At 33.6% G+C, this 25,012-nt stretch carries 27 protein-coding genes and 1 tRNA gene; 6 read left to right on the top strand and 22 right to left on the bottom strand.

Annotated elements, in window-relative coordinates:
• Positions 1-69: 69 nt before the first annotated feature.
• On the top strand, positions 70-1,029 hold the full coding sequence (locus ACZ5EP_RS00655) for a sensor histidine kinase (RefSeq protein ID WP_464509009.1): 960 nt from the start codon (positions 70-72) through the stop codon (positions 1,027-1,029).
• Between the two features lie 69 nt (positions 1,030-1,098).
• Here the strand turns inward: ACZ5EP_RS00655 and ACZ5EP_RS00650 are convergent, their stop codons facing one another.
• The 16 genes from ACZ5EP_RS00650 to prfB all read right to left on the bottom strand — a co-directional run bounded on the left by ACZ5EP_RS00650 (position 1,099) and on the right by prfB (position 14,218).
• Complete coding sequence (locus ACZ5EP_RS00650) at positions 1,099-1,584, bottom strand: type II secretion system protein (protein ID WP_464509007.1); 486 nt, start codon at positions 1,582-1,584, stop codon at positions 1,099-1,101.
• The gene (locus tag ACZ5EP_RS00645; RefSeq protein WP_464509006.1) at positions 1,584-2,006 is read right to left on the bottom strand and encodes a type II secretion system protein; all 423 of its coding nucleotides are present in this window, start codon (positions 2,004-2,006) and stop codon (positions 1,584-1,586) included. Before ACZ5EP_RS00645 ends, ACZ5EP_RS00650 begins: the two co-directional genes overlap by 1 nt.
• Positions 2,007-2,165: 159 nt before the next feature.
• On the bottom strand, positions 2,166-3,383 hold the full coding sequence (locus ACZ5EP_RS00640; protein ID WP_464509004.1) for a type II secretion system F family protein: 1,218 nt from the start codon (positions 3,381-3,383) through the stop codon (positions 2,166-2,168).
• Positions 3,373-5,046, bottom strand: a complete 1,674-nt coding sequence (locus tag ACZ5EP_RS00635) for a GspE/PulE family protein (RefSeq protein WP_127681260.1) — start codon at positions 5,044-5,046, stop codon at positions 3,373-3,375. The genes ACZ5EP_RS00640 and ACZ5EP_RS00635 overlap by 11 nt, the downstream gene beginning before the upstream one ends.
• Positions 5,043-5,567 (bottom strand): hypothetical protein, encoded by a 525-nt coding sequence (locus ACZ5EP_RS00630; protein ID WP_464509003.1) that lies wholly within the window; start codon positions 5,565-5,567, stop codon positions 5,043-5,045. Before ACZ5EP_RS00630 ends, ACZ5EP_RS00635 begins: the two co-directional genes overlap by 4 nt.
• Positions 5,551-6,207 (bottom strand): tetratricopeptide repeat protein, encoded by a 657-nt coding sequence (locus ACZ5EP_RS00625; protein ID WP_464509002.1) that lies wholly within the window; start codon positions 6,205-6,207, stop codon positions 5,551-5,553. Before ACZ5EP_RS00625 ends, ACZ5EP_RS00630 begins: the two co-directional genes overlap by 17 nt.
• Positions 6,204-6,887, bottom strand: coding sequence for an AAA family ATPase (locus ACZ5EP_RS00620; protein WP_464509001.1), 684 nt, complete (start codon positions 6,885-6,887; stop codon positions 6,204-6,206). Before ACZ5EP_RS00620 ends, ACZ5EP_RS00625 begins: the two co-directional genes overlap by 4 nt.
• A complete protein-coding gene (locus ACZ5EP_RS00615) occupies positions 6,877-8,226 on the bottom strand; it encodes a type II secretion system protein GspD (RefSeq protein WP_464509000.1) in 1,350 nt (449 codons plus the stop codon). The genes ACZ5EP_RS00620 and ACZ5EP_RS00615 overlap by 11 nt, the downstream gene beginning before the upstream one ends.
• Positions 8,223-8,591: a hypothetical protein gene (locus ACZ5EP_RS00610; RefSeq protein WP_464508998.1), complete on the bottom strand. Its 369-nt coding sequence runs from the start codon at positions 8,589-8,591 to the stop codon at positions 8,223-8,225. Before ACZ5EP_RS00610 ends, ACZ5EP_RS00615 begins: the two co-directional genes overlap by 4 nt.
• Positions 8,588-9,175, bottom strand: coding sequence for a hypothetical protein (locus ACZ5EP_RS00605; RefSeq protein WP_464508997.1), 588 nt, complete (start codon positions 9,173-9,175; stop codon positions 8,588-8,590). Before ACZ5EP_RS00605 ends, ACZ5EP_RS00610 begins: the two co-directional genes overlap by 4 nt.
• Positions 9,168-10,601, bottom strand: coding sequence for a hypothetical protein (locus ACZ5EP_RS00600; protein WP_464508995.1), 1,434 nt, complete (start codon positions 10,599-10,601; stop codon positions 9,168-9,170). The genes ACZ5EP_RS00605 and ACZ5EP_RS00600 overlap by 8 nt, the downstream gene beginning before the upstream one ends.
• Before the next feature lie 4 nt (positions 10,602-10,605).
• Positions 10,606-11,055: a pilus assembly FimT family protein gene (locus ACZ5EP_RS00595; RefSeq protein ID WP_464508994.1), complete on the bottom strand. Its 450-nt coding sequence runs from the start codon at positions 11,053-11,055 to the stop codon at positions 10,606-10,608.
• Entirely contained in the window at positions 11,055-11,501 is a 447-nt protein-coding gene (locus ACZ5EP_RS00590; RefSeq protein WP_127681278.1) for a hypothetical protein, read from the bottom strand. Before ACZ5EP_RS00590 ends, ACZ5EP_RS00595 begins: the two co-directional genes overlap by 1 nt.
• Before the next feature lies 1 nt (position 11,502).
• On the bottom strand, positions 11,503-12,483 hold the full coding sequence (locus ACZ5EP_RS00585; protein ID WP_464508993.1) for a type II secretion system protein: 981 nt from the start codon (positions 12,481-12,483) through the stop codon (positions 11,503-11,505).
• 5 nt (positions 12,484-12,488) lie between these two features.
• A complete protein-coding gene (locus tag ACZ5EP_RS00580; RefSeq protein ID WP_464508992.1) occupies positions 12,489-13,118 on the bottom strand; it encodes a type II secretion system protein in 630 nt (209 codons plus the stop codon).
• Positions 13,115-14,218, bottom strand: a complete 1,104-nt coding sequence (gene prfB, locus ACZ5EP_RS00575) for a peptide chain release factor 2 (protein WP_464508991.1) — start codon at positions 14,216-14,218, stop codon at positions 13,115-13,117. Before prfB ends, ACZ5EP_RS00580 begins: the two co-directional genes overlap by 4 nt.
• Before the next feature lie 58 nt (positions 14,219-14,276).
• On the opposite strand from prfB, the gene panC reads away from it, so the two are divergent.
• Positions 14,277-15,095 carry a pantoate--beta-alanine ligase gene (gene panC / locus ACZ5EP_RS00570; RefSeq protein ID WP_464508990.1) on the top strand — a complete coding sequence of 273 codons (819 nt, stop codon included), beginning with the start codon at positions 14,277-14,279 and terminating at the stop codon, positions 15,093-15,095.
• Here the strand turns inward: panC and ACZ5EP_RS00565 are convergent, their stop codons facing one another.
• On the bottom strand, positions 15,096-18,404 hold the full coding sequence (locus tag ACZ5EP_RS00565) for a hypothetical protein (protein ID WP_464508989.1): 3,309 nt from the start codon (positions 18,402-18,404) through the stop codon (positions 15,096-15,098).
• Entirely contained in the window at positions 18,397-18,636 is a 240-nt protein-coding gene (locus ACZ5EP_RS00560) for a hypothetical protein (RefSeq protein WP_464508988.1), read from the bottom strand. Before ACZ5EP_RS00560 ends, ACZ5EP_RS00565 begins: the two co-directional genes overlap by 8 nt.
• Before the next feature lie 66 nt (positions 18,637-18,702).
• Between ACZ5EP_RS00560 and rimO the strand changes: the two genes are divergently transcribed.
• Both rimO and tilS read left to right on the top strand, forming a co-directional pair.
• Positions 18,703-20,001, top strand: coding sequence for a 30S ribosomal protein S12 methylthiotransferase RimO (gene rimO, locus ACZ5EP_RS00555; RefSeq protein ID WP_464508987.1), 1,299 nt, complete (start codon positions 18,703-18,705; stop codon positions 19,999-20,001).
• Positions 20,002-20,053: 52 nt separating this feature from the next.
• The gene (tilS, locus tag ACZ5EP_RS00550) at positions 20,054-20,911 is read left to right on the top strand and encodes a tRNA lysidine(34) synthetase TilS (RefSeq protein WP_464508986.1); all 858 of its coding nucleotides are present in this window, start codon (positions 20,054-20,056) and stop codon (positions 20,909-20,911) included.
• 99 nt (positions 20,912-21,010) lie between these two features.
• On the opposite strand, the gene ACZ5EP_RS00545 is transcribed toward tilS, so the two are convergent.
• From ACZ5EP_RS00545 to glmM, 4 genes are all read right to left on the bottom strand, one after another.
• Positions 21,011-21,472, bottom strand: a complete 462-nt coding sequence (locus ACZ5EP_RS00545; RefSeq protein WP_464508985.1) for an HAD family hydrolase — start codon at positions 21,470-21,472, stop codon at positions 21,011-21,013.
• Positions 21,473-21,567: 95 nt separating this feature from the next.
• Positions 21,568-21,644: transfer RNA gene (locus tag ACZ5EP_RS00540), tRNA-Val, on the bottom strand.
• On the bottom strand, positions 21,635-22,111 hold the full coding sequence (gene lspA, locus ACZ5EP_RS00535; protein WP_127681301.1) for a signal peptidase II: 477 nt from the start codon (positions 22,109-22,111) through the stop codon (positions 21,635-21,637). Before lspA ends, ACZ5EP_RS00540 begins: the two co-directional genes overlap by 10 nt.
• Before the next feature lie 3 nt (positions 22,112-22,114).
• Positions 22,115-23,437, bottom strand: coding sequence for a phosphoglucosamine mutase (gene glmM, locus ACZ5EP_RS00530; RefSeq protein WP_464508984.1), 1,323 nt, complete (start codon positions 23,435-23,437; stop codon positions 22,115-22,117).
• A 79-nt stretch (positions 23,438-23,516) separates the two neighbouring features.
• Here glmM and rpsT point away from each other — a divergent pair, with 79 nt between their 5' ends.
• Together rpsT and prfA are read left to right on the top strand one after the other, a co-directional pair.
• On the top strand, positions 23,517-23,789 hold the full coding sequence (rpsT, locus tag ACZ5EP_RS00525) for a 30S ribosomal protein S20 (protein WP_464508983.1): 273 nt from the start codon (positions 23,517-23,519) through the stop codon (positions 23,787-23,789).
• A 96-nt stretch (positions 23,790-23,885) separates the two neighbouring features.
• Positions 23,886-24,953, top strand: a complete 1,068-nt coding sequence (gene prfA, locus ACZ5EP_RS00520) for a peptide chain release factor 1 (RefSeq protein ID WP_464508982.1) — start codon at positions 23,886-23,888, stop codon at positions 24,951-24,953.
• Positions 24,954-25,012: the final 59 nt, after the last annotated feature.

Below are 25,012 nucleotides of genomic sequence, written 5' to 3'. Positions count from 1 at the left end.
TATTCCCCGCCGATTTATTATGCTACAATTTTAGCAAATTTAATATTAAAATCCCAAAAAAGGGAAACGATGGATTTACCTAAAGACCAAAAAGAACTTTTAAGCAATCTTGAAACGCTTATTGAAAAAACATATGAAGTTGAAAAAGAGTTTATAGAACTCAAAAACATATTAAACGGTGTAATAGAATTCCTTCCTCAAGCACTTTGGGTAACAGACGGCAGCGGTGAAATAATAGCCCAGAACTCCAAAAGCAAAAAGTTTAAAACAATCCCCAATATCGGAGAAATAGAAATTGACAACAGAGTATATCTTATTCAATCGTCAACAATAAAAGACAAAACAATCATAAGCGCCACCGATATCACCGAACAAAAACGCAATGAAAGATTAATAGCAATGGGACAGATGGCTGCACATCTCGCACACGAAATAAGAAATCCTATCGGTTCAATTTCTATTCTTATCTCCCTTCTTAAAAAACAGTGTCCAAACAGTGAACTGCTGGATGAAATGAAAAGCTCAGTTTTCAGAATAGAAAGGATTATTAAATCAACCCTTCTTTTTTCAAAAGGATTAAAACCCAAAATAAGGTCTTTTCTTTTGAGCGAACTTAAAAATGAACTTGAAAATTCAATAAAATATTATTCATACTCCAAAGAAATAAATTTTTTGTTTTTTATGCCGGACATGGAAATAAAAGCCGATTTCGACCTGCTGCTTTTAGTTTTACAAAACATGCTGTTTAATGCGATAGACGCCATAGAGGAAGATGAAACCGAAGAAGGCCTTATAGAAATTTTATATGAAAGCACAGACAATTACCATGTTATAAATATATATGACAACGGAAAAGAATTTGAAAACGAAGATATACTTTTTGAACCGTTTAAATCAACCAAAACAAAAGGAAACGGCCTAGGACTTGCGCTAAGCCTGGAAATAATCAATGCTCATAACGGAAAAATAGAAGTTTCTAAACAAAAAAAAGGATTTAAAATTTATCTTCCGAAAGCATGTGATGGTTGATGGAAAATAATTGATGGTTGATGGTTGATAGTCTATAATAAATAGTTAATGTTATGTGCAGCTTATCTCTCAGTATATGGTCTGTTCACATTCTTCTTTTGTTACATTCACTCCGTCAATACATTCCAGTGTTCCGGATGTTGCATTGTAATCAATTTTCAGGATTTTTGAAGGATTGTAAATATATTCGTATTCATTGTCATTATACTCTTTCCAGCAGCTTTGCGTTCTATTTCCGCAGCTTGGTACTGGAATTTTCAACACATATTTAAACAATGACGTTTCACCTTTCCCGCTGTCAAGTGAAGTAGGATACCCTTCTGTATTTAAGTTACTTGTGCCGTCTCCGTCAGGATCCCAGACATAATTATCGTTTATTATCCATTTACCGTGAATATTGTCAATTGAAGACTGAACGGTTGTGACAACAGATTTTATACTTGAAGATTTTGCGTGAGTCGCAAGATTTTTAAACTTTGGAAGAGCAAAAGAGGCCAAAAGGCCTATTATAACAATTACGAAAATAAGTTCTATTAACGTAAACGCTTTTTTCATTAGAATGATAGATTAACGTCCACTGAATCTTGACCTAGCAATGTACTACATTTGCTTTGTGTTTTTGTGTCTTTAAATTGTGTACAGTTAATATCATAATTAACCCAACCGTCACCTAATTGGATTTTTGCAACGATATTTCCGCTATCATTATATTCAGTAGTATTATCATCAGGCCATGTCCAGCCTTTACCGTTTAATGAAATTAAATCTTTAAGTGAATATGAACTGTTATTTTCTAAATCTCTTTGGTTAATAGCAGCTTCAACAGCCTGCTGTGCAGCATCAACCGTAGTTTTTACAACAGTACTTGCCTGTGCGTTTTGCTTAAGATTCACAAACTTTGGTACGGCAACTGCAGCTAAAAGTCCGATAATAACGATAACAAAAATCAGTTCTATAAGCGTAAAAGCTTTTCTCATTTCTACTCCTTGTCATATTTTTGTATTATTATAACACAAAATCGGCATTTGAAGCTTATACATTAGATATTTTGTGAACAATCCACAGTACAAATCCAAGTATAAACATACTTATAACGGCCGTAACTATACTTCCTGTTTCAACTCCCACATTTTCTCCTATTTTACGACTTCTGTAAGATTCCACATCGGAAGGAATATTCCAAGAGCCAGTGTTAATACAAATCCGGCAATTGCCGCAATAAGAATCGGTTCTATAAGAACTGCTATATTATCGACAATATACCTATATTTTTCAAGATAATAATTGCTTACTTTTTGAAGCATCAATACCAGAGATCCGCTCTCTTCACCCGCGGCAATCATCTGTACTGTCATATTTTCAAACATACCGCTTTCTTTAAAACCCTGTGTTATAGTTCCCCCGGTAACAATAGAATTCCTGATATTTTCAAACTGTTTTTTCATATAGGTATTGTCTATAATATTAAGAGCAATATCAACCGCATCCAAAATCGGAATACCAGAATCAATAAGTCTTTGCAAAACGTAAACAAATCTCCCAGTCATTGCAAGTTTAATTACCGGCCCTACTATATATATTTTTAGAAGCATCTTATCCATAAAAAGTCTTATTTTAGGATTGGTGTTGTATAAAAACGTAATAACGCCGAAAATAACAACTGCCCCAGCTAATATATACATCCCGTAATGCTGCAGCGACGCTTCAATCCATAATAAGAATCTTGTTGGCAGAGGAAGCTGTGCTCCTAACTGGGCAAAAATTGATTTAAACGGAGGAATTACGAATAAAATCACAATTACAAACGCAATACTCATGGCAAAAACTATAAACATAGGATACCTGGTTGCTTTTTTTAGTCTTTTTCTGTTATCAAGAATTTCATGTAAAATTACGGAAAGATCTTTAACCGCTCTAGCCAAATCACCGGTTTCTTCTCCTAGTTTTATCATTGATATAGTAAGCGTGCCAAGTTCTTTTTCAAATTTCTCAAAAGCGGCGGTTAAAGAAAGCCCGGCTTTTATATCATTTTCCAGAGAATAAAAAATTTTTTTTAATTTTTTATTTTTTATACTTTCTTTTATGTTTCCGACAACCATATCAATTGCCAAACCGGCATCAAGCATTACATACATCTGCTCCAAAACGGCAATATATTCTTCAAGATCAATTTTGCTTAGATCAAGTTTTTTTTCTATTTCTTCCCAGATGGAAGGTTTTTTTATTTCTTCAATATTTTTAATAATACCTAATTTTTTTTCTCTAAATTTTTTAATAGCGTCCTTAGGGGAAGGAGCGGATATTATTATTTCTTTAATTTTCCCTTTTTGTATATATTCAACTTTAAAGTACATCTACTTTAACCACCCTTAGAATTTCTTCTAAAGTCGTTACCCCGGCTTTTATTTTATTAATACCGTCTTCAACCATTGATACGAATCCGTATTCTTTTGCCGCTTTTAAAATTTCGGTTTTATCTTTATTCGTTGCAATTAAATGGGATATTTCATCGTTTACAACCAAAACTTCGCTTATCATTTCTCTCCCGATATATCCGGTAAATCCGCACTCTTTACATCCGGAACCTTTATAAAACTCTATTTCTTCTTTTAAAAAAGGTTTAATCATTTCAAGCTCTTCTTTAGCCGGCACGTATTTTGTTTTGCAGTAAGGGCATATTTTTCTTACCAGTCTCTGAGCGACCACCCCTATAAGCGAATCCGCCACCATATAGTTTTGTGCGCCCATCTGGATCATTCTGGTTACAGCGCTTGAAGCATCATTTGTATGAAGCGTTGCAAGCACCAAATGCCCCGTTAAAGAAGCCTGAATAGCCGCTTCTAAAGTTTCTCTGTCTCTGACTTCACCTATCATAATAATATCCGGATCCTGTCTTAAAATACTTCTCAGAACCGTGGCGAATGTTAGTCCTATCTTAGAATTTACAGGAATCTGCTGTATCAAAGGTATTTCATATTCTACCGGGTCTTCAACGGTGATAATCTTTTTATCCACACCTTTTATTTCATTTAAAGCCGCATAAAGCGTTGTGGTTTTACCGCTTCCTGTAGGTCCTGTTACGAATACTATACCGTAAGGAGAGTGTATAAGCATTTCAAAACGTTTCAGATTATATTCGCTCATTCCAAGTTCTGTCATACGTAAAAGTATTTTTTCCTGGTCAAGAATTCTTAAAACAACGCTTTCACCGTGAAGCGTAGGAGTGGTAGATACCCTAAAATCATATATATTGGAATTGTAGTTTTTAGTAAATCTTCCGTCCTGAGGCTTTCTTTTTTCACTGATGTCCATATTTGAAAGAAGTTTTATTTTTGATACAAGAGGAAAATATATCTCTTTTTCAAAAGAAAACAGTTCTTTTAAAACACCGTCAGTTCTAGCTCTGACTGAAAAGTTATATCTTAGAGGCTCGATATGCACATCCGTAGCCCTGTCTTTTATAGCTTTTTCCAAAATCAAATCCAACAGTTCGTCTATTGCGCTTATATTTTCCGTTCCTCCGCTTTTAAGCTCTTTTTTAACCTTGTTAATAAGCTCCTGAGTGGAAATATTAATTTTTAAACGCTCAATAATTATCTGGATGTCTTTACTTAAGGCGATAAACACTTTAAGAGGTTTAGGAGAAAATTTTTCTATAAGCTCCAGAGCGTCATAATCCAAAGGATCTGCCGTTGCCACATAAATATATTCGTCATCTTTTTTAAAAGGTATTACAAAATGTTTTTCAATTAAACTGATAGGAAAAGACGATAAAAGATCATAATCTATTTTCTCCCCGTATAAATCTACAAAAGGGAAATTAAGCTGTTTTGAAAGAGCTTCAAGTATCTGTTTTTCAGTAGCAAAACCGAGTTCGATTAATATTTCACCAAGCTTTTTATATACACCCTGGGCTTTATATTCCTGCTGTTTGGCAAGAGCTTTATTCAGCTCTTCTTCGGTAATAATATTTTCATGTAATAACAAATCCCCTAATCTTACTTTTTGTTTAATCATCTATACCATCGCCTTTTTATTAATTTTCCGTTTTTAAATTCATCTATATACATTCTGTCTCTTTTTTTGTATACGTTGTATGTTAGGTTTTTATCCTTATTTTCTATAATAATAAGATCGCCCACTTTCTTATAATTGCCGTATTTAATTGCTTCAAAAATATAAGAAAGTATATAATCCGTCATCGGAAACGAAAACGAATCAAGAGAAATATTGTCAAACAGATATGAATACAAAAGTTTTTTTTCCATTAAAATCGTTAAGAAATATATTGCGTTTTTTCTTCCGTAATTTGTATGCTTAAGTGAATTGATAATATACGGAAGCAGATACAGACTGTCAACTTTTATACATGACACGCCTATAATACTTAACGCCTTTTCATTGTTTGCATATTTTTTAATATTTTTAAACGAACATATCTGCGCATATTTTTTGTTTAAATAATCCTGGACTATATCCGCTTTTAATACACTCAGTCCTAAAAATAGCATTAAAAAAGTTTTATTTATCCCCTTCATTAAATTCCCCCAACAATTTTTTTACTTTTTCATCCTTGTGATAATTATAATATATTTTTAATATTTTTACCGCTTCTTCCTTTTTTCCGAGTTTATAAAGAGCTTTTGCGCTCATAATCCATGATTCCGGTTTTTTATTATTTTGTATGTTTGCATTTTTTGCCCATTTTAACGCATCCGTATAATCACCTTCATTATAATATTTTTCAGACAGCGCAATACATGTTTCATATGACGGAAGCGTCTGGGTCTGGAGTAAAGCAGTATTATTCTGATCTGCTGTTTTCATTACCGGTTTTTTTTCTTTGTCTTTCTTTACAATTTTCGGCTGTTTTGATTTTTCGGGTTTGGGTTCAGAAATATTAAGGTCAATTATAAGTTTAAGTCTGTTTTTTTCTGTTTTTTTATTTTCGATTGTTTTATTTATTTCTTTTTTAATGTTTTTTTTGACGTTTTTTTCAGGTTTTTTTATTATGGTTTTAAACTCTGTTTTTTTGTTCTTTTGTGTGTCAGATGTTTTATAAAAAAAGTAATACCCCAATATACCGGCTCCGCATAAAAACAAAACAAATATAAAATATTTTATTCTTCTAAAAAACCTTCTCTGTTTGCATTTTTTTTCCAGTTCTAAAAAAGTCATTTTACCAGTCCTAACTCTATCGCACTCATTTCCAGTATACAGTCGTCTATTTTATTATATTTAAGAGAATTTCTTAGTGAATAATCAAGCAGAGTAAGCGCCGTAAAAATAAATTTTTTGGAAAGTCTGAAATTGCCTTTTGTGAGTTTATAAATTTTTTTTAATCTTTTTTTATCAATCAGATCATATCTGTTGTTTTTAATAAATTTCGACATTACATATTTTTCGAATTCATCAAAACTTAGAGGCTTCATAAAAATTTTCTGGGTATATCTTGAAGCAAACTGAGGCAGCGAAGCTATCTTTTCACCCTCCTTTTTATGCATACTTAAAACCACCTGGTTTCCGTTATCGCTTAACAGTCTTAAAAACTCGATCATTTCTATAGATAAAAGCTGCGCCTCATCAATTAAAATAACTTTGTCTTTTAAATCATTATGAAGATTTAAAAACTCTTCTTTAGTCAAAAACGGCTCTTTTTGCAAAATATATTTTTCAGGATATTTGTGTTTTAAAAGTGAAAGCATATAACTTTTGCCGCTTCCGGGTTTTCCGAGCAAAAATACGATATTGGACTTAGTAGAAAGCAGTTCTTCTTTTACAAGTTCAAAATTGATATAACTGAAAAAATCATTTATATCTATCTTGTCCCTGAACTCTTCAATAAGCTCACTTAACATTTAATTCCTCTAAATTAGGAAGCTTTTTATATCCGTAATCTTTTAACGTCTTTTTATCGTTTAAATTAATAATATGAGGAGTAATTATAAATACCAGCTCTTTTTTATTCGTAATTTCTTCCCTTGAAGAAAAAAGATATTTAAGTATCGGAATTTCTTTTAATACAGGCACGCCGTTAACCTGAAGCTGTTTATCATCAGTAATAAGCCCTCCTAGAACAAGTGTATCGTTGTTTTGCAGTTTCACTACGCTTATCATAGTGTTATCCTGTGTATCAGGAGGCATTTCCCTGCTGCTGTTTGTAAGCTGTGTAGGGTCTTTAAATGAACTGATTCTCGGGTTTATACTTAATATTATCTGATTATTGTCGCTTATCTGAGGCGTAATATCAAGCAGAACTCCTACAAACTTGGAATCTATCGTATACTGAGTAGTAGGATTGCCGTTATTATCTGTAGTAATTTCAGACGCATATTTGTAATAAATGGTATCTCCGACTTTAATCAGGGCTTTTTGATTGTTTAAAGTAACTATTTTAGGATTGGAAATCGAATTAACATTCCCGTTTTGAGCCAAAAAGTCTAAAAGCCCGCCTATATTAAAAGTGGCGCTTTTAAATACCGCATTGTCACCTATAATGTTTGATGCCGTAATAGGTACGCTTTTATTGGCCAAAGACAGTGAAAGCTGCGACCAGTCGATACCGGTTTTGTGTGAGCTTGAAAGTGTTACGCTGTATATCTTAACGTCTATAAGCACTTCTTTGTGAAGCCTTTTATTTAAATCGTTTATGTATTTTGCAATTTCCTCAATCTGGTTTTTATTTCCGGTTACCGTTACTAAACCTGAGTTTTTATCGATTATAGGATCTTTATATTCAGCATTGGTGTTTTTTAGTATCTGTATTATATTGTTTTTCAGATTATCCCAGAAATCAAACTTATAATCGGTTTTTATTGTATTGTCGTTAGAATCTATATTGGTTATACCGCTTATGGAATTAGGAATAAAATCAACCCTGAATGTTTTAGTCTGATTATATGAAACCGTTATAGTATTGTTTTTAATTTTATAAAAAAGGTTTGCATGTTCAAAAAGAATTTTGAGCAGATCATTAAGCGGCACATGTTCTACATTAATAAACTCTATATTTTTGTTGATAAGCTTTTTTGCTTTTTGATCTTTTAAAACAATATTCAAATTACATTCGTTAACCAAATCTGAAAGCACCGTTTTCAGTTTTATAGGATTTACTATATGCAGCGAAAACAGTTTTTTATTGCAGTTTGCCGCAAACACAGCCGTTACTGTTAAAACTAAAAATATAATTCTTTTCATTTTGCAACCTTTAAAACTTTTGGGGTTAACGATAATTTTTTATATATGTTATCCTTTTTCAACACAACCTCTTTATCCGTTATTTTAACTACAACATAGCCTTCTATATTATCACCTCTTTTAACCCAGACACCGTTAATATTGGCTTTATTCTGAAAAATCGCGTTTAATACAAGACTGTTTTGCTTAGGCACCGCGGTGATTTTGCTTTTATTGATTTCAATATCTTTAGTAAAAATATTATATGCCGGCACCGTTTTAAATACCGGTTTATATTTTTCCATTTGCTTTATTTTGGTTATTATAGTCAAAACATCGGCAAAAACAAACGATCCGATAAAAATCAGTAAGAAAATCTTTTTCATAAAATACCCCATATTAAAAGCTGAATATTAAAATTGACATCTTTTTTCTTTTCAAAAGTTAAATTTTTAATCTCTTTAACAGCTCTGATTTTCTCCAAATCCCTGATAAATTTATAAAAATTTCCATATTCTTCCGGTGAAAACTCTCCGTTGATATCAATCTGATAAACTACATAGTCTTTAATGCTTTTATTAATCGTATACGAAGCTTCAATATTGTTATTAGTGGCGTTTTGCAAAACATCTTTCAATACGTTTAAAAAACTTTTTTCATCAACATGCAGAATTGAAGACGTTTTAATTAAAAGATTTAAATATTTCAAGTCTTCGTTCAGAGAAAGGTTTTGTTTTTTTAATTTATTTAATTGAGCTTTTATATTGTTGAGTTTATCCTGCAGGTTGGATACTTTTTTAACTTTGCGTTGTAAAAAGGATATTTTTTCACTGTTTGTGTTTATCTGCTTTGATAAAACTCCGTAATTGAAATTGTAATAAACAATAACGGCAATTATTATTATAGAAAGGTATAACAGTATAATGTTTTTTTTATCCAGTGAATTTAAATATGTTTCAAGTTTATTCATCGTAACTCACTTTTGCAATGTAAATTCCCAAATTGTTTTTTATTTCGCTTGAAGTTACGTTTTTATATCCCATTGAATTTAAATCTTTCATAAGCCTTGCAATATCCGAAGAATTATCAAACGTACTAGTAAGAATAAGCTGCGTATGAGTCCCTTCTTTGTCAAAAGATATAAGTTTAAGACTGTATTTTTTTAATTCTTTTACCAAGTCCGCCAACTGATTTGTAACAGGCTCCTGTTTTTGAATATTATCCAGATAAAGCACTTTTTCAGAAATATCCGATATCTGTTTTTGCAAATCAATATTCTGTTCGTGCAGTTTGTCCGCTTCATTTTGAAACTTGGCAATTGCTGTTTTTAAAAGCTTCTCTTCCCTTTGTATTCTTTGGACTTTTCTTTTTAAAACCAGTATTTTATTTTCCTGCTGTTTTAGAGTCTGATATTTTATAAAAGCATCTGCGGCCACAAATCCGAAACAAACGACAGCCAGCAAAGACAAAGTACCTGTTTTAGTTTTATAAAAAGGCACGGGTTTAGGAAAAATAGAAAAGTTTTCTTCCTCACTTAAATAATGTCTGCTGTTATATACGGCAGCCGTATAATCAAAAGAATCATAATCGGTATTATCCAGGGAATACTTTTTAAATTCTATACCGCTGAGATTCCAAAAATTTTCATAATTTTCAATCAAACCTTTTATTTCAAAAGGAGAGTATAAAAAAATTCTTTCTATTTTAGAAAGGGAGTAATAACTGACCGAATAATTTATTAAATTGTTTACTTTCATAAAAAACTGTGAAAAAAAGTTCTCAATTGCGCTATATGTTTCTTTGTCTTCATAATTTTCTTCATTAAGGCCTTTGGTTTTAAGTATTTCTATAACTTCTTTTAGGCTTTTATCAAGCTGTTTTGCAAGAGATGAAAGTTTAGAAATACTTTTAACAAACACAAATTCTCCGTTTTCAAAACAGCTTAAAAAGGCCTCTTCCTCATCCAAATAGATAAAGGCGTCGTTTTTAGGAGCAGCTCCCGTTATATCGTAATATGATTTAAATATTCTGGGTTTGAGAGAAATAAAATCGATATATTTAAAAACCTTGAGATATTTTTCAAATTCTTTTTTTAAAACTTCCGTATCAACCACAAAAGCTTCAACATTATAAAACTCTTCAAACTCTCTGAAAACATAACTTATTTTATATTCTTTGTTGTAATCTAAAGACCCTTCGGTAAAAACATACTTCTCAGCCTCAATTTCAAGCATATCTTTATCAATGGTTTTTGGAAGTTTAAAAGTAATATTAAGAATGTTTTTATATCCGATTGAAGATGTAATAATACCTTTTTCATATGAAAGTTCTTTTCTGATTATTCTGTCATTTTCGTTAATATAAATATAATTTTCAGATAAATAGATTACTTTCAATGTGTCACCTTATAGCTCCGGTTATCGGATATATCGTTATATTCTGCTCTTTATTCCTGTATTTTAGCGAAATAATTATATTAGTATGTACCATTTTTGTCAAATCAGTATCTATTTCCCCGTCAAAAGGTCTTCCTAAATAGTCAAAGCAAAGAGTGTTCCCGTTTAAACCCTGCAATACGCTTATATCAGATTTGAACGTATAATGGACTTTTTCGCTTGAATTTTTATCCTCGCTGTTTAACCAGTCTTTATCAAAAGTAATACACACATAATCATCTGTTCCTGTTGTTTTGTAACCTAACGCATTTGATTTTGTCTGCAGTATTTTTTCTTTAAGCATTTGTGTATCCACCGTAAGTGTTTCATCCGGTATAAACTGCATTCCCACAAAAGTAAGAATACCCATAATAACAATTACAAAAATCAGTTCTATTAAACTAAACGCTTTCATTACGGCCTTTGCAGTGTGATTTTTTCTAATTTTATTTTTTTATCGTTGTTTTTAGGATTGCTTGTATTACTCTCCACTGTTACTTTTAACAGCACATATCCGTGCGATTCAGGTGTGGAAATTTTTACCGCATTGCCACACGGACAGTCGTTTAAATCATAACAGTAATACCTTAAAACATCTACATTCGCTGTAAATCTTTTATCTTCGTCTTCAAAAGTCATGTGTTCCAAACATCCGTTATTCGCTTTTCTGTCATATCCTTCTATAGCCTGAATAGAATTTTCTATAGCGCTTTGCATAAAAAGCTGAGCCCTTTGCTGAAGATAAGAATCTCCGGTATGTTTAACCGTAACAAATGAAAATTTTACTACGATAACCATTAATGTCGCAACAAGCAGCATTATAATCAAAGCGCTTATTACCCCGAAACCTTTTCTCTGCATTTTAAAAAGCCACCTTCTGTTTTGATACCGATATATTTATATCGGCTCTGCTTTTAAAAAGCTCCAGTTTAAGCATAAGATGATAATTAATTTTTTTCACCCTGAATGACTTTACATTTGAAGCCAGCAAAGTAACGTTTCCGTCTCCTCCGTCACCGCAGAATGTCTCACCCAGCCACGGTCTGTAATTATAAAACAAAAGCAGATCGTCGTTTTTAAATTTGTCAAAACTTACGCCGCAGTTCCATTTTGAGACATTTAAATCTTTTTTTAAAGCTATGGCATAGGCGCTGTCTGCCAGATAAAACTTTTCATATATTTTAATTCCGGACACATCACTTCCGTCATACCTTGTGAGATTAAGATCACAGTCGCTGCCGTTTTGGGTATAACTGCTTATACGGTAAACATAATCGGCTCTGTTTCCGTGCCAGCCGAAAGCGTTTTTATATTTATACAAAGCGGCTTCGCTTCCCCTGTCAAAACTTCCGGCAAATATCACTGACGTCAAATCCTTAAGCGTTTTTGCAGTACTGTATTTATTCTGCAGTATTGTGTTTATAAAACTGCTGTTGAAGTCAACGGCTTTTAAAACAGGCTTTTTACTTGCATAAAGATCCGCAAATCCGCTGAGATTCGCATCCACCATCGCATCATTCAGATAACCTATCCATTCCAAAACAGGAAAATCGTCAGTGTCAGTTATATTTCCGATGTATTTAAAATTCCCGGTAGACTGATTATAGCCTATTACACTTAAAGGAACTCTGTAATATATGAGAGACGCCACCTGGTCTAAAACCTGCTGGGAAACAAATTCAAATTTAGAAGTCTGTTTTGCGATGTAGTTTCTTACATACAGCTTGCTGATAATTTGAAATCCGCCTATTAAAATAAAAGCCAGTATTACAATTACAAAAATCGCTTCTATTAAAGTAAACGATTTTTTAAAATCTTTCATTTTTAATTTTTCACTTTTCATTTTATTCACCATTGTAAGCTGTTTATTTTAATATGTCCGATATTGGCGCTGTAATAACTGACTGAAGATATTGTCTGATTATTAAAAGAAACGGTTACATTTATTCTTTTGATATTTGTTTTGGTATTGTCGCTGGTTTTGGTAAAGTCAAAAGACAGACTGCCGTTTGAATAATCGCTTTTATTCCATTCATCCGTATAGCCTGCCGTAATTTTTAGCGTATATACCACTCTTCCGTCTTTTGTGGTGTTCTCTTCTATTCCGTTGTAATCGTCTACGTCGTCATAAGGAGGTTCGTTTGCGTCCTTGCCTATACTGCTCTCGAAAATTCCGTCTTTACAGTTTCTGCTTCCTGCGAACCCTCCTAATCTGTATCCGCTGCTTGCATTACAGTCCAAAACGTTTTTAGGCGGGTCGTTTACAAGAAGTATATCGTCGTAATTTGTATTTTGCTCGTCATATTCCTTTAACGAAATATCCATTATTTTAGACATCATATTAAATATCGCGTCCTCTTTTTTAGAAAATTCCAAAGATTTATTGCTTATATATATTATTTTAGGAATCACCGTAAAAACGGCGGCAATTATTACAATCGTAAATATAAGCTCAATTAAAGTTAAAGATTTCCTCAATCCTCTTTTTCCTTTTCAGAAATTAAAACATCCTCAATTACTTCGTCCAAATCGCCGTCAAGTATGTCGTCTACCCTCGAATAAGCTTTATTGCTTCTGTTGTCTTTAACCTGCTGATAAGGGAATAGCACGTAACTTCTTATCTGATGTCCCCATCCCATCTCGTCTTTAGGTTTGCCTTCCTCTTCGGCTTTTCTTTTTTCAAGTTCAAGTTCGTATAGCTTTGATTTAAGCATTTTAAAAGCCATCTCTTTATTTTTATGCTGGCTTCTGTCAGTCTGGCATCCTACAACTATTCCTGTAGGAATATGCGTAATCCTTACGGCACTTTCGGTTTTGTTTACGTGCTGGCCTCCGGCTCCGCTTGCGCGGAAAACGTCTATTCTTATATCTTTAGGATCAATTTCTATTTCAATATCATCGTCAATTTCCGGAGAAACCTGAACAGACGCAAATGAAGTATGTCTTCTTCCGCCGCTGTCAAAAGGAGACACCCTCACTAGTCTGTGAATACCGTTCTCAGCTTTCAGATATCCGTAAGCGTTTTCCCCTTTTACAAGAAAACTCACATCTTTTATTCCGGCTTCATCTCCGGCCTGATAATCAAGAACGTCAACTTTCCATCCTCTTCTTTCGGCATATCTCAGATACATTCTGTAAAGAATCGAAGCCCAATCGTGGGATTCTGTCCCCCCGGCTCCCGGATGTATTGAAATAATTGCGTTTTTAGAATCGTTTTCATCACTTAACATCACTTCAATTTCCAAATCCCTTATGGCTTTTTTCAGCTCTTTTACGTCTTCAAATACTTCGTTGAGGGTTTCTTCATCTTCTTCCATGCTTGCAAGCTCGAACATGTCTTTATTATCCTGAAGGGCTCTTTTGGCTTTTTCGTATTTTTCAAGTTTCCTCATTATCGCATTTTTTTCTTTTTGCACTTTTGCGCTTGTTTTAGGGTCGTTCCAAAAATCGGGATCGTTTTCCATTTCCTGAATTTCTTTTAACCTATTATTTAAATTATCGGGTTTTAAAATAGATTCTATATTCTCAATTTTATTCTCCAGCTCTTTTATTAACTCGCTGTATTCATAAGCATCCATTGCCGTCCTTTTATAACGTATTAAAATTTATATATAATTTTACCAAAAAAGGCGGATGATGAGAATTTTAAAATCCCCACAGGAGGCATCTGAATTCAGAAAAGAACTTAAAGGCACTGTAGGCTTCGTACCAACAATGGGAGCATTGCACGAAGGCCATTTAAGCCTGATAGAAAAAGCAAGAAATGAAAACGATTATGTAATTGTTTCGATATTCGTAAACCCTACCCAGTTTTTACCGGGAGAAGATCTGGACAAATATCCAAGACGTCTGGAAGCGGATTTTGAAATATGCAAACGAGCGGGAGTCGACGCAGTTTTCACGCCTACGGCCGAAAACATGTATACTAAAGACGAAGTTTTAATAAAAGCCCCTAAAATCAAAGGTTATATACTAGAAGGTTTTAACCGTCCGGGACATTTTGACGGAGTTTTACAGGTTGTAAACAAACTGTTTAACATAATCCGCCCAACCCGTGCTTATTTCGGCAAAAAAGACGCCCAGCAGCTCTATCTGATAAAACAAATGGTTAAAAATTTTTTCTTTGATATAGAAATAGTTGAATGCGAAACCAAAAGGGAAAAAGACGGATTGGCGCTTTCAAGCAGAAACATTTATTTAAGCGATGAAGAGAGAAAAAGAGCGCTTAGCATCAGCAAAGCACTTAAAAGAGCCGCCAAACTTTCGTCAAAGACAAAAAATATTGAAGAAATTAAAAAAGAAATGCTTGATATTCTGGATGTGGACGAACTTCAGTATATCGCATTTGTCGACAGGGATTTCAATTATATTAATGAAATAAAACCGGGAGATACTATTATTTTAATTGCGGCAAAAGTCGGAAACACAAGGCTTATCGATAATATATGGATATAATTACCTAAATATCTTCACTCCTCTTTTGGTTGAATTGGTATCCGTTACATTGGCTTCAGTACCGTTAAATTCTCCGCTTCCGACTTCTCCTTCATTATTTGTATTCTGCCATGAAACGGCAAAACAGAAATGGTTTAAACAGCTGGAATTATTCGAAATATCATATTTTTCATAAAATTTGGAATACCAGAGCCACTTGAGATTCGGGCTTAACAGATGAATAACCGCATAATTGACATTGCTGTTTGTTCTGTCTATTTTAAACGTAATTTTCCCGCTGTCAATAGAAACAACACTGACCGTTACGCCGTTTAAGGTATTTGATGCGTTAAAATCTTTTGAAACGACAATTTCCGAATCTGTAACATTGCCGTCTATTGCGGAATGTTTATCATTTAAATACCAGTCGTAAACAAACTCTTTTGTGCCGGGATTAAGAACTCCGTTTCCATCATATACGATAAAAGGATATGTTTTGTTAAAATCGTTTTCCACAGCCAGAACATCGCTTAAAAGCAGATTGCCGTAATAATATCTGGCAGTCTCATTTAAATTCAATGTTCCGTTTGCATCGGTATCGTTAACGTCAATGTCTGTAATATTAAATTCAAAAGGATTTAAAACAACCGATGAGTTTCTGTCAAAATTGAAATATACATTTACGCTAGTTGATCCGTTATTATCGGTAGTAAAATTATTTTTATTATATACAAACGTAACATTTTCATCTTTTGAAACGTTGCCGTCATATTCCGTGCCGTTGGTATCTATATATTTATACAGTATCTTAGACACATTAACATCGACATTGTTATGTGCTATATCCACGGTAATGTTTTTAGCATAACAGTCTTTATTGTAATTGCTTAGCACATTTCCGTTTTTATCAACAGCCGTAATATTCAGCTCCAGTTTAGAAGCGATATTCAAATCTCTGTCATAATAGGTAAAATTGCCGTCTTTATCATAATTTTCAAAAAGCGCACTGAGTTTAAAATGATCCACACTAAAATCCAGCACATCCGAAACACTTTGTATAAATCTCTGATTATCGTTTGTATCGTCACTGTCTACTAAAGCGTATTCACTACCGTTTACTTCTTTTACCGTTAAATTCAAATCTCCTACTTCATTATAATTAAGCGTTATATTGGCTTCACCGTTAACGAAATTTCCTCCTGAAACTTTATTTAAAATTCCGGTTTTACATCCGCTTTTTGTTTCGTTATACTCTAAATCCACGCTTTGTCCGTTAACATATACCGTTTCATTATAATCTTTAACTGGATTTCCGTTTTCATCGACAGCTTTTATCGTAATATTAAAATCATTCCCGGCTTTCACTGTATTAGGAATATTAGTAATTATAAACTTATAAGGCCTGACGGCAAAATTATCGGTTGAATTTGATTCGTTTACATCGGTAGAAGTATTGCTTAAAGCCCTGCCCTGAATATTTACCTCAACACATTTTACGGCTCTGTCGACATTAAGAGTGTTTTCATCAAGTGTCATACATCCGTTAGCGTTTGTCTGTCCGCAGTTATTACATATTACTTTGCTTCCGATTAAATTACCGCTGCACTGACCGTTACTTGAAGAATCGTAATAATACAATGTAACTTTCGTAATATTAGCTTCCAAAGGAGTATCGGTATCAGGATCTTTTGCTAGAAGCGTCAAATTAAATTCTTTATCGGCAAATTTTGTAGTAATATTATCATCCCAGTCGTTTACGGCATTACACTGTGCAACATCCGATATATAATCCACTGCATTGAATGTAGAGTCTTTATTATTCGTGTAATTACATATAGGACATACTCTCAAACTTCCATCATAATTTTTACCGCTGTTTTCATAATTATATATCTCTTGAATTTGAGAATCATCCAATATCTGGGAGTAAATTTCAAACTCATCCACATCACTTCCGATTGACTGTTCATTTGGCTGATTATCAATAAAACTTCCATAATCACTGTTAAATAAAAGACCGAGTTTACCTGTAGGATATGCCGAAAATGTTAACTTTTTCTGTGCGTCTACATAAAAATCAGTTTCTTGATTGCTACTACTTACATTAAAAGTCAGCATATGCCAGCCGCTGTATGAATTTGGATCAAATTCTTGACAATCTTTATTATTATCATCCATTACACATAAATACCAGGTAGAATTACTATAATCAAAGTATATATAATCATAACTGCTACCCGGTCTATCCGCAATATTAAAGAAATAAGTATTATTAGTATTACTACCGAAATTATAATGTCCTTCAAAACTTAACGGAAATTTTATCCATAAATTCAAAGTATAATCTGCTGGAAGTATAAAATTATTTTCCAATAAAACCGCTTTATCTTCTGTAGACGTGCTGTTGATATCTCCGCCGTTACATATCTTACCTATGGTAACATTTGCTTCATTTACTGATGTGGCATTATATTCATTTCCCATAACACCGCTGTTTTTTATTTCATAAGTAGCAGTATCATTATCCCAGCTGCATTCATCCATTTTTAAATCAATCAGTTGATTTATAGGACATTCAATAATATTTCTACTACTACCGTCATAATTTAATCCGCTGTTTTCATTATTGTAAATATTATAAATTTCACTTGTAGAAAGTTCATAATTATTCCAAATTTTAAATTCATCCATTTCGGCACCTATAGTTTTATCATTAGAATAATCAGTTGAACTACCGATAAGTGCAAGATTACCTTTGGTTGACAAGTCCACCGTATAAGGCGTAGAATTGCCGTCGATATATAAAGTGGTGGAAACGCCATTATTAACTAATGCAAAAAAATGCCATCCGTCAATTAAATCAGGAATATTAATATATTCTAAATATCCATTATTATCATAAACTCCAAACTGATAATCACCGTAACTGTCTTTTAAAAACAGTCCAATATCACCTGTTCCGTCAACACTGCCTATCACATATAAATAATATCTATCCCATCCACGGTTCCATTCATAAATATAATCCTGACTCTCAGTTCCATTTAAAGGAAATTTTACCCAAAAAGTAGCACTCCAACTGTTACCTAAAGGAAAATAGTTTTTAAGCTGCATATAACTTCCGTTAAAGTATCCTCCATTATTTATTTTCCCTTTAAGAACATAAGCGCTTACTGCCGATGCATTATAATCACTTCCGGCACTTCCGCTATTTAATATTTCAAAAGTGTTAGAATTATTATCCCATTTACACTCATCCATGCGGTAATCAAGATTTGGTGTATTTAGAGCAAACAATACTGTAGCAATAAAAACAATTATCTTACGCAAATTTAACTCCGATCAGCAGTATTATTAGTCCGAAGACCGCAGGCATAATTATTTTCATCAAACCTCCGAATTTTTTATAAAAGACCCATTCCACCCAAAAAACAAAAATATTAAAAGCCGCAAAAAAAACATATTTCCCAAAATAATTTAAAGTAGGAATTAAAAACATATCTATCTTAACTATTCCTATAATCGTCAAAACCAGCCCAATAATTAACCCGATTCTTTCCATCAGCAGCCTTTTCACATTTTACATAATTATAACACTTTTGATAAAATTTTAAAAAAAAGGATTTTCTTGAAGAAACTTTATTTAGCGTCGTTAGGATGTGTTAAAAACCTTATAGACAGTGAAGTAATGCTTGGCCGTCTCAAAGACGGATACACTCTTACCGACAATCCTGACGAAGCGGATCTGCTTATAGTAAACACCTGCGGATTTATTAATCCTGCAAAAGAGGAATCGATTCAGACAATACTTGAACTGGCTGATGCTAAAAAAGACAATGCGGTTCTTGCTGTTACGGGATGTCTTAGTGAAAGATATAAAGACATCCTTCCAAAAGAGATTCCGGAAGTAGACATATGGACGGGAGTCGGAGATTTTGATAAAATTGACAAACTCATAAAAGAAAAAAAATCCAAATTTTCCCCAAAAGTTTATTTGATTCACAACGACGAGAGAATAATAACGGGCAGCAGCTACCACGCATACATCAAACTCTCTGAAGGCTGCAATCAAAAATGCGCCTTTTGCGCCATTCCGAATTTCAAAGGCAGACTAAATTCAAGAGAAATTCCCGAAATTATTGATGAAATTAAAAGATTAAAAGATAAAGGTTTTAAAGATTTCTCACTTGCTTCTCAGGATTCCAGCTCATATTTAAGAGACAAAGGCATTAAAGACGGGCTTGAACGATTAATTGACGAAATTGATAAAATCGAAGACATTACCGTTAGAATCTTATATCTATATCCTGCGACAACAACCAAAAAACTGATAAGAAGAATCTTCGCTTCACCCGTTGTGGAAAACTATTTCGATATGCCTATACAGCATATCAGCGAAAAAATGCTTAAAATCATGAAAAGACCGGGAAGCGTTGATAAACTCAAATCACTTCTGTATGAAATGAAAAAAGAGTTCAGTTTCATAAGGACATCCGTAATAGTAGGTCATCCTGGAGAAAGCGAAGAAGACTTTGAAGAGCTTAAAAATTTCATAAAAGAGTTCGAATTCGACAGGGTAAACGTATTTGCATATTCCGACGAAGAAGATACCGCGGCTTTCAAAAGAAAAGACAAACTTCCTCAAAACACAATTGATCAAAGAGCGAAAGAAATGGGAAAAATAGTAAAACAGACAACTAAAAACGCCCTTAAAAAATATCTGAACAAAACCTGCAGATGTTATCTTGACGGACTGACGGAAGACGAACTGTTTTACAGCGTCCGCCCTAAACTCTGGGCTCCAGAAATAGACGGAGATATTTTAATTAACGACAGCGAAATAGAAAATCTTGAAATAGGCGGTTTATATAACGTAAAAATAGAAAATCAGGCAGGAGAACAGTTAATTGGAAAAATTATCAAATAACCTACTTGCATTTTCAGCGGGAGTGGATTCAACTGCCCTTTTTTTCCGGCTTATGGAAAATAATATATCTTTTGATATGGCCATTGTCAATTACCATACCAGAGAAACCAGTAATGAAGAAGTCGAATATGCCAAAGAGCTTGCACGCAAATATAATAAAAAAATTTATATTAAAGACTGTTATTTAGAAAAATTTTCTGAAAAATCGGCAAGGGAATGCAGATACAGATTTTTTGAAGAAATTATAAAAAATCACGGCTATGATACACTCATTACAGCCCATCAGTTAAACGACAGATTCGAATGGCTTTTGATGCAGCTTGGAAAAGGCGCAGGTCTTAAAGAAATAATAGCAATGGGTGAATGGGAGGAGAGAGAGGGTTATAAAATATACAGACCTTTTTATAATGTATCTCGTAAAGAAATTGTAGCTTTTTTAAATGAAAAGGGAATTAAATATTTTATAGACCGCAGTAATTTTGACAAAAAATATAAAAGAAATTTTATAAGAGACGAATTTGCGAATAAATTCATCGATCTGTATGCCGAAGGAGTAAAAAAAAGTTTTGAATATCTTGAAAATGATTTAAACCTGCTCTTTCAGAAAAACTGGGAAAAAAAAGAAAAACTCTACAGATTTCAAAAAACATCGCCAGAAATAGACATTAAAAAAACAGACCTTATTTTAAAAGAACTGGGAGTCATAATGAGCAAAGCTCAAAGGGATGAGGTAATAAAAACCGGTTTTTCATGTGTAATCCAGGGAAAAATCGCAATAGACAGCAATGAAAAACATATCTATATAGCACCTTATATAAAAACCGCAATGGATAAAGAATTCAAAGAAAAAATGAGAAAAGAAAAAATACCTCCAAAAGTCAGAGGATATATTTATAAATTTGACAGTTGACAGTTGATGGTTAATGGTTTATAGTTGATGATACAACGTTTATATAAAAGTTATGAACCACCAACACAAACAACAAATACACCAATCAGCTCAAACGCCTCATTCACGGAGAGTTGCAATGATTCTTTTCGGTTTTATCAAAAGCTCAAATGCATTTTCAATACTTTTACATACAATATCAGCATTCAAAACACTTTTTACGCTTGCCCCTTCGTCTTCAATCACGCATACGCCTATATCCGCCGCTTTAAGCATAAGAGAATCGTTGCTTCCGTTACCGATAGCAAAAACGTTTTTCAGCTCTTTTACAAAACTTTCTTTTTCTTCTGTATGATTAGAACTTGTTAATATTTTAAGCTTAACATCTGTTCCTTCAAGATTTTTGGCCGCGCTGCCGTGAGTGTCGGAAGTAATCACATATATATCGAATTCGCTTTGAAGCTCTTTAATATATCTTTTTACGCTTTCTTTTACAATCCCGTCTTCCGCTATTGTGCCGTTATAATCCAAAACAATATTTTCAATTTCTATTTCACCCACATTCTGAATTAATAGTCTCATCCGTTTCCTTTATAATTATTATCACAATTATACATCAACAATATTTAATCAGCTTTAAATAGATATAGTGACAGACACCCATATGTAGAATTTAATGGTGGTCGCGACAGGATTCGAACCTGTGACCCCTACCATGTCAAGGTAGTACTCTAACCAACTGAGCTACGCGACCTTCTTTGGAATTTTACCAAAAAAGTAATAATAAGCAAACATAATTATTGAAAAATCTATACAAACATCAGCAAAATTAAATATTGCAAAATCAAATCCGCAGTGCCAGTATACATAATCAACAACACCGCCTCTTATAAATCTGTCAGAAAGATTGGATAAAGCTGCTGCAAACAGTATACCGCTTATTACAGGATGAGTGAAAATAAGCTTTTCTTTATAAAACACATAAATAAGCACTCCTATTAAAATCAGCTGAATATATTTTAAATATGCACCCAAAAAAGCAAACATGGAAAAAGCCACACCTTTATTAAACGTAAGAACTAAAGAAATGCACCTGCTGTTAAATTCAAAACCTTGTAAAAAAACATATTTTATCAATTGGTCTATAATAAATATTAAAAAAAACGCACTTAAAAACTTAACCGCTAACTTTTTCTCAATTCTCAATTCTCCATTCCCCATTCTTTATGAAAGCCTGCTTTTAAAAAATTCTTTTAATTTAACCAGCAGTTCTTTTGCTTTTTTTTCGTTTTCACCTTCTATCAGCAGTCTTAGTTTATTTTCCGTACCTGAATATCTTACTAGATGTCTGTACCCTTCACTCTCAACCGATTTCAGGATTTCCTCAGCACCTTCTATTTGTTTAATAGGAGTCTTTGTAGAAACGTTAATATTATCCTGTACCTGAGGGTAAAGTTCAAACAGATCAAATGCCTCACTGGCTTTTTTACCGCTTTCAATAAGATATGCAACAGCCTTAAGAGCACTCACAAGCCCGTCACCTGTTTTTGCATAATCGCTGAATATTATATGGCCTGACTGTTCTCCTCCGAAATTCAGTCCTTTTTCTTTCATAACTTCCAAGACATATTTATCCCCTACGGCGCTTCTGTATACCTTTATGCCGTAGCCGCTTAAAAAATCTTCAAGCGCGCCGTTACTCATAACCGTTACCGCTACACCGTTGTTTTTTAATTTGCCGTTTTTATGAAGGTAATATGCCAAAGAGCCTAAAAGTTTGTCTCCGTCTACAACTTCTCCTCTCTCATCCACAACTACAAGCCTGTCTGCATCGCCATCAAGGGCAAATCCGATGTCAGCCCTGTATTCAAGCACTTTTTTAGCCAAATATTCCGGATGCATTGCTCCCGCATTCTGATTTATATTAAATCCGTCAGGCTCATCGTTAATGGTAATAACATCGGCACCTAGTTCAGTAAAAATAGTAGGCGCCACTTTATACGCCGCACCGTTTGCTGTATCAAGAACTATCCTCATTCCGTTTAAATTCACATGTTTTGGAAATGATGATTTTATATGAACGATATATCTTCCTATTACGTCGTCAATTCTTTTACTTTTTCCGATATCTTTTTCTGTTTTTAAATTAAAATTATTTTCAAAATATCTTTTTTCTATTTTTTCTTCACAATCTGTAGAAAGTTTATTTCCTTCACTGTCAAAAAATTTTATTCCGTTGTCATAGTAAGGATTATGCGATGCGCTTATCATTATTCCACCGTCACATCTCATATCTTCCGTTAAAAAAGCTATAGCCGGTGTAGGCATCGGACCTATTTGTATTACGTCATATCCTATTGCTGTAAGTCCGCTTACAAGGGCATTTTCTATCATATATCCGCTTCTTCTGGTATCTTTTCCGACTAAAATCTTACCGGTTTTTTTCTCAAGGCTCTCCCCGAAAGCCATTGCAAGCTTCATTGCTAAAAAAGGAGTTATCACCTCCCCCGCCTTGCCTCTTACACCGTCGGTTCCAAAAAGTTTCATCCGTTTCCTTTTAAAAATGAAATATTTATTTGCAAATTTTACCAAATTTTTATAAAATACGCTTCAAAAAAGGACATAAATGGCAAACGTTAAATCTGCTGAGAAAAGAATCAGACAAACAAGAAAAAGAACAGAGAGAAACAGATACTACAGAACAAGAATTAAAACAATCACTAAAAATGTTGAAACTGCGGTAGCTGAAGGAAATTATGAAGCTGCATTAAATGCATGGAAAGTAGCAAACAAAAAATTCCAAAGCTTCATCAATAAAGGTATTTTAAAGAAAAACACAGCAAGAAGAAAAATTTCTAGACTTCATCATTTAGTAAAATCAATCGAACCGTCAGCATAATTTTTATTTTTCCCCCTCTTCCCACCCCACTTTTTAATAATTTGTAACTGTAAATGTTATAATTCCAAAAAATTACATAATCTTTAAAGGATTAAAATGCTGCTTGATAAATTAAAACCGTTCGTAGACAAATATAACGATATAAATCAAATGTTAAGTTCTCCGGAAATTACACAGGATATAAAAAAAATGACAAAACTTTCGCGTGAGGCCAGAAGTCTAGAACCGATTGTAGAAAAAGCTAAAGAGTATGAAAGTATAATACAGACAATAGAAGAAGCAAAAATGATGCTTGACGATCCGGAAATGGCCGAACTTGCCAAAGAAGAATTAAAAGAAGCGGAAGAAAAACTTCCAAAACTAGAAGAAGAAATCAAAATACTGCTTCTTCCAAAAGATCCAAACGACGATAAAAATATTTTCCTTGAAATAAGAGCCGGAACGGGAGGTGACGAAGCCGCACTGTTTGTAGGAGATTTGGTAAAAGCATATCTGCGCTACGCCGATAATAAAGGATGGAAAGTAGAAATAGTCAGCGAAAGCAAAAGCGATATGGGAGGATATAAAGAAATTATTCTTTTAATCAAAGGGGAAAGCGTTTATTCCAGACTTAAATACGAAGGCGGCACACACAGGGTTCAAAGAATTCCTGCAACGGAATCACAGGGTAGAATACACACTTCTGCCGTTACGGTGGCAGTAATGCCGGAAGTTGACGATGTTGATATTGAACTGGACCCAAAAGATATTAAAATAGAAGTAATGCGTGCCGGAGGAGCCGGAGGGCAGCACGTTAATAAAACGGAAAGTGCCGTAAGAATGACTCACATACCAACAGGTATCACCGTATCAATGCAGGATGAAAGAAGCCAGCAGAGAAACAAAGACAAAGCTATGCAGATACTTAAAGCCAGAGTTTTTGAAAAACTTGAAAATGAAAGACTTGCCGCTATCGGAGAAGCTCGAAAAAGCCAGGTAGGAAGTGGTGACAGGAGCGAAAGAATCAGAACGTACAATTACCCACAAAACAGAATAACAGACCACAGAATCGGTCTGACGCTCTACAGACTTGAACAAATTATGAGTGAAGGACTTTTTGACGAAATTATAGATCCTCTAATTGCTCACTATCAGGCCGAAGCTCTAAAAGAAGCCGGATTATAACGGCTTTTTTTATTCTAAAATAACAGTGTCTGTCACCACAACTCAATTCTCAATTCTCA

The sequence above is a fragment of the Nautilia abyssi genome (assembly GCF_055388085.1).
This window is presented reverse-complemented; position numbering and strand designations above follow the sequence as displayed.

Bases quoted from the DNA above. Each gene is read 5' to 3' on its own strand.
- glmM (WP_464508984.1), bottom strand. From the start codon at position 23,437: ATGAAACTTTTTGGAACCGACGGTGTAAGAGGCAAGGCGGGGGAGGTG.
- lspA (WP_127681301.1), bottom strand. From the start codon at position 22,111: ATGGGGAATGGAGAATTGAGAATTGAGAAAAAGTTAGCGGTTAAGTTT.
- ACZ5EP_RS00605 (WP_464508997.1), bottom strand. From the start codon at position 9,175: ATGAATAAACTTGAAACATATTTAAATTCACTGGATAAAAAAAACATT.
- ACZ5EP_RS00625 (WP_464509002.1), bottom strand. From the start codon at position 6,207: ATGACTTTTTTAGAACTGGAAAAAAAATGCAAACAGAGAAGGTTTTTT.
- ACZ5EP_RS00630 (WP_464509003.1), bottom strand. From the start codon at position 5,567: ATGAAGGGGATAAATAAAACTTTTTTAATGCTATTTTTAGGACTGAGT.
- ACZ5EP_RS00650 (WP_464509007.1), bottom strand. From the start codon at position 1,584: ATGAAAAAAGCGTTTACGTTAATAGAACTTATTTTCGTAATTGTTATA.
- ACZ5EP_RS00615 (WP_464509000.1), bottom strand. From the start codon at position 8,226: ATGAAAAGAATTATATTTTTAGTTTTAACAGTAACGGCTGTGTTTGCG.
- ACZ5EP_RS00610 (WP_464508998.1), bottom strand. From the start codon at position 8,591: ATGAAAAAGATTTTCTTACTGATTTTTATCGGATCGTTTGTTTTTGCC.
- ACZ5EP_RS00545 (WP_464508985.1), bottom strand. From the start codon at position 21,472: ATGAGACTATTAATTCAGAATGTGGGTGAAATAGAAATTGAAAATATT.
- ACZ5EP_RS00560 (WP_464508988.1), bottom strand. From the start codon at position 18,636: ATGGAAAGAATCGGGTTAATTATTGGGCTGGTTTTGACGATTATAGGA.
- ACZ5EP_RS00590 (WP_127681278.1), bottom strand. From the start codon at position 11,501: ATGCAGAGAAAAGGTTTCGGGGTAATAAGCGCTTTGATTATAATGCTG.
- ACZ5EP_RS00585 (WP_464508993.1), bottom strand. From the start codon at position 12,483: ATGAAAAGTGAAAAATTAAAAATGAAAGATTTTAAAAAATCGTTTACT.
- ACZ5EP_RS00645 (WP_464509006.1), bottom strand. From the start codon at position 2,006: ATGAGAAAAGCTTTTACGCTTATAGAACTGATTTTTGTTATCGTTATT.
- prfA (WP_464508982.1), top strand. From the start codon at position 23,886: ATGCTGCTTGATAAATTAAAACCGTTCGTAGACAAATATAACGATATA.
- panC (WP_464508990.1), top strand. From the start codon at position 14,277: ATGAGAATTTTAAAATCCCCACAGGAGGCATCTGAATTCAGAAAAGAA.
- ACZ5EP_RS00640 (WP_464509004.1), bottom strand. From the start codon at position 3,383: ATGTACTTTAAAGTTGAATATATACAAAAAGGGAAAATTAAAGAAATA.
- ACZ5EP_RS00595 (WP_464508994.1), bottom strand. From the start codon at position 11,055: ATGAAAGCGTTTAGTTTAATAGAACTGATTTTTGTAATTGTTATTATG.
- ACZ5EP_RS00635 (WP_127681260.1), bottom strand. From the start codon at position 5,046: ATGATTAAACAAAAAGTAAGATTAGGGGATTTGTTATTACATGAAAAT.
- ACZ5EP_RS00620 (WP_464509001.1), bottom strand. From the start codon at position 6,887: ATGTTAAGTGAGCTTATTGAAGAGTTCAGGGACAAGATAGATATAAAT.
- rpsT (WP_464508983.1), top strand. From the start codon at position 23,517: ATGGCAAACGTTAAATCTGCTGAGAAAAGAATCAGACAAACAAGAAAA.
- prfB (WP_464508991.1), bottom strand. From the start codon at position 14,218: ATGGATGCTTATGAATACAGCGAGTTAATAAAAGAGCTGGAGAATAAA.
- tilS (WP_464508986.1), top strand. From the start codon at position 20,054: ATGGAAAATAATATATCTTTTGATATGGCCATTGTCAATTACCATACC.
- ACZ5EP_RS00655 (WP_464509009.1), top strand. From the start codon at position 70: ATGGATTTACCTAAAGACCAAAAAGAACTTTTAAGCAATCTTGAAACG.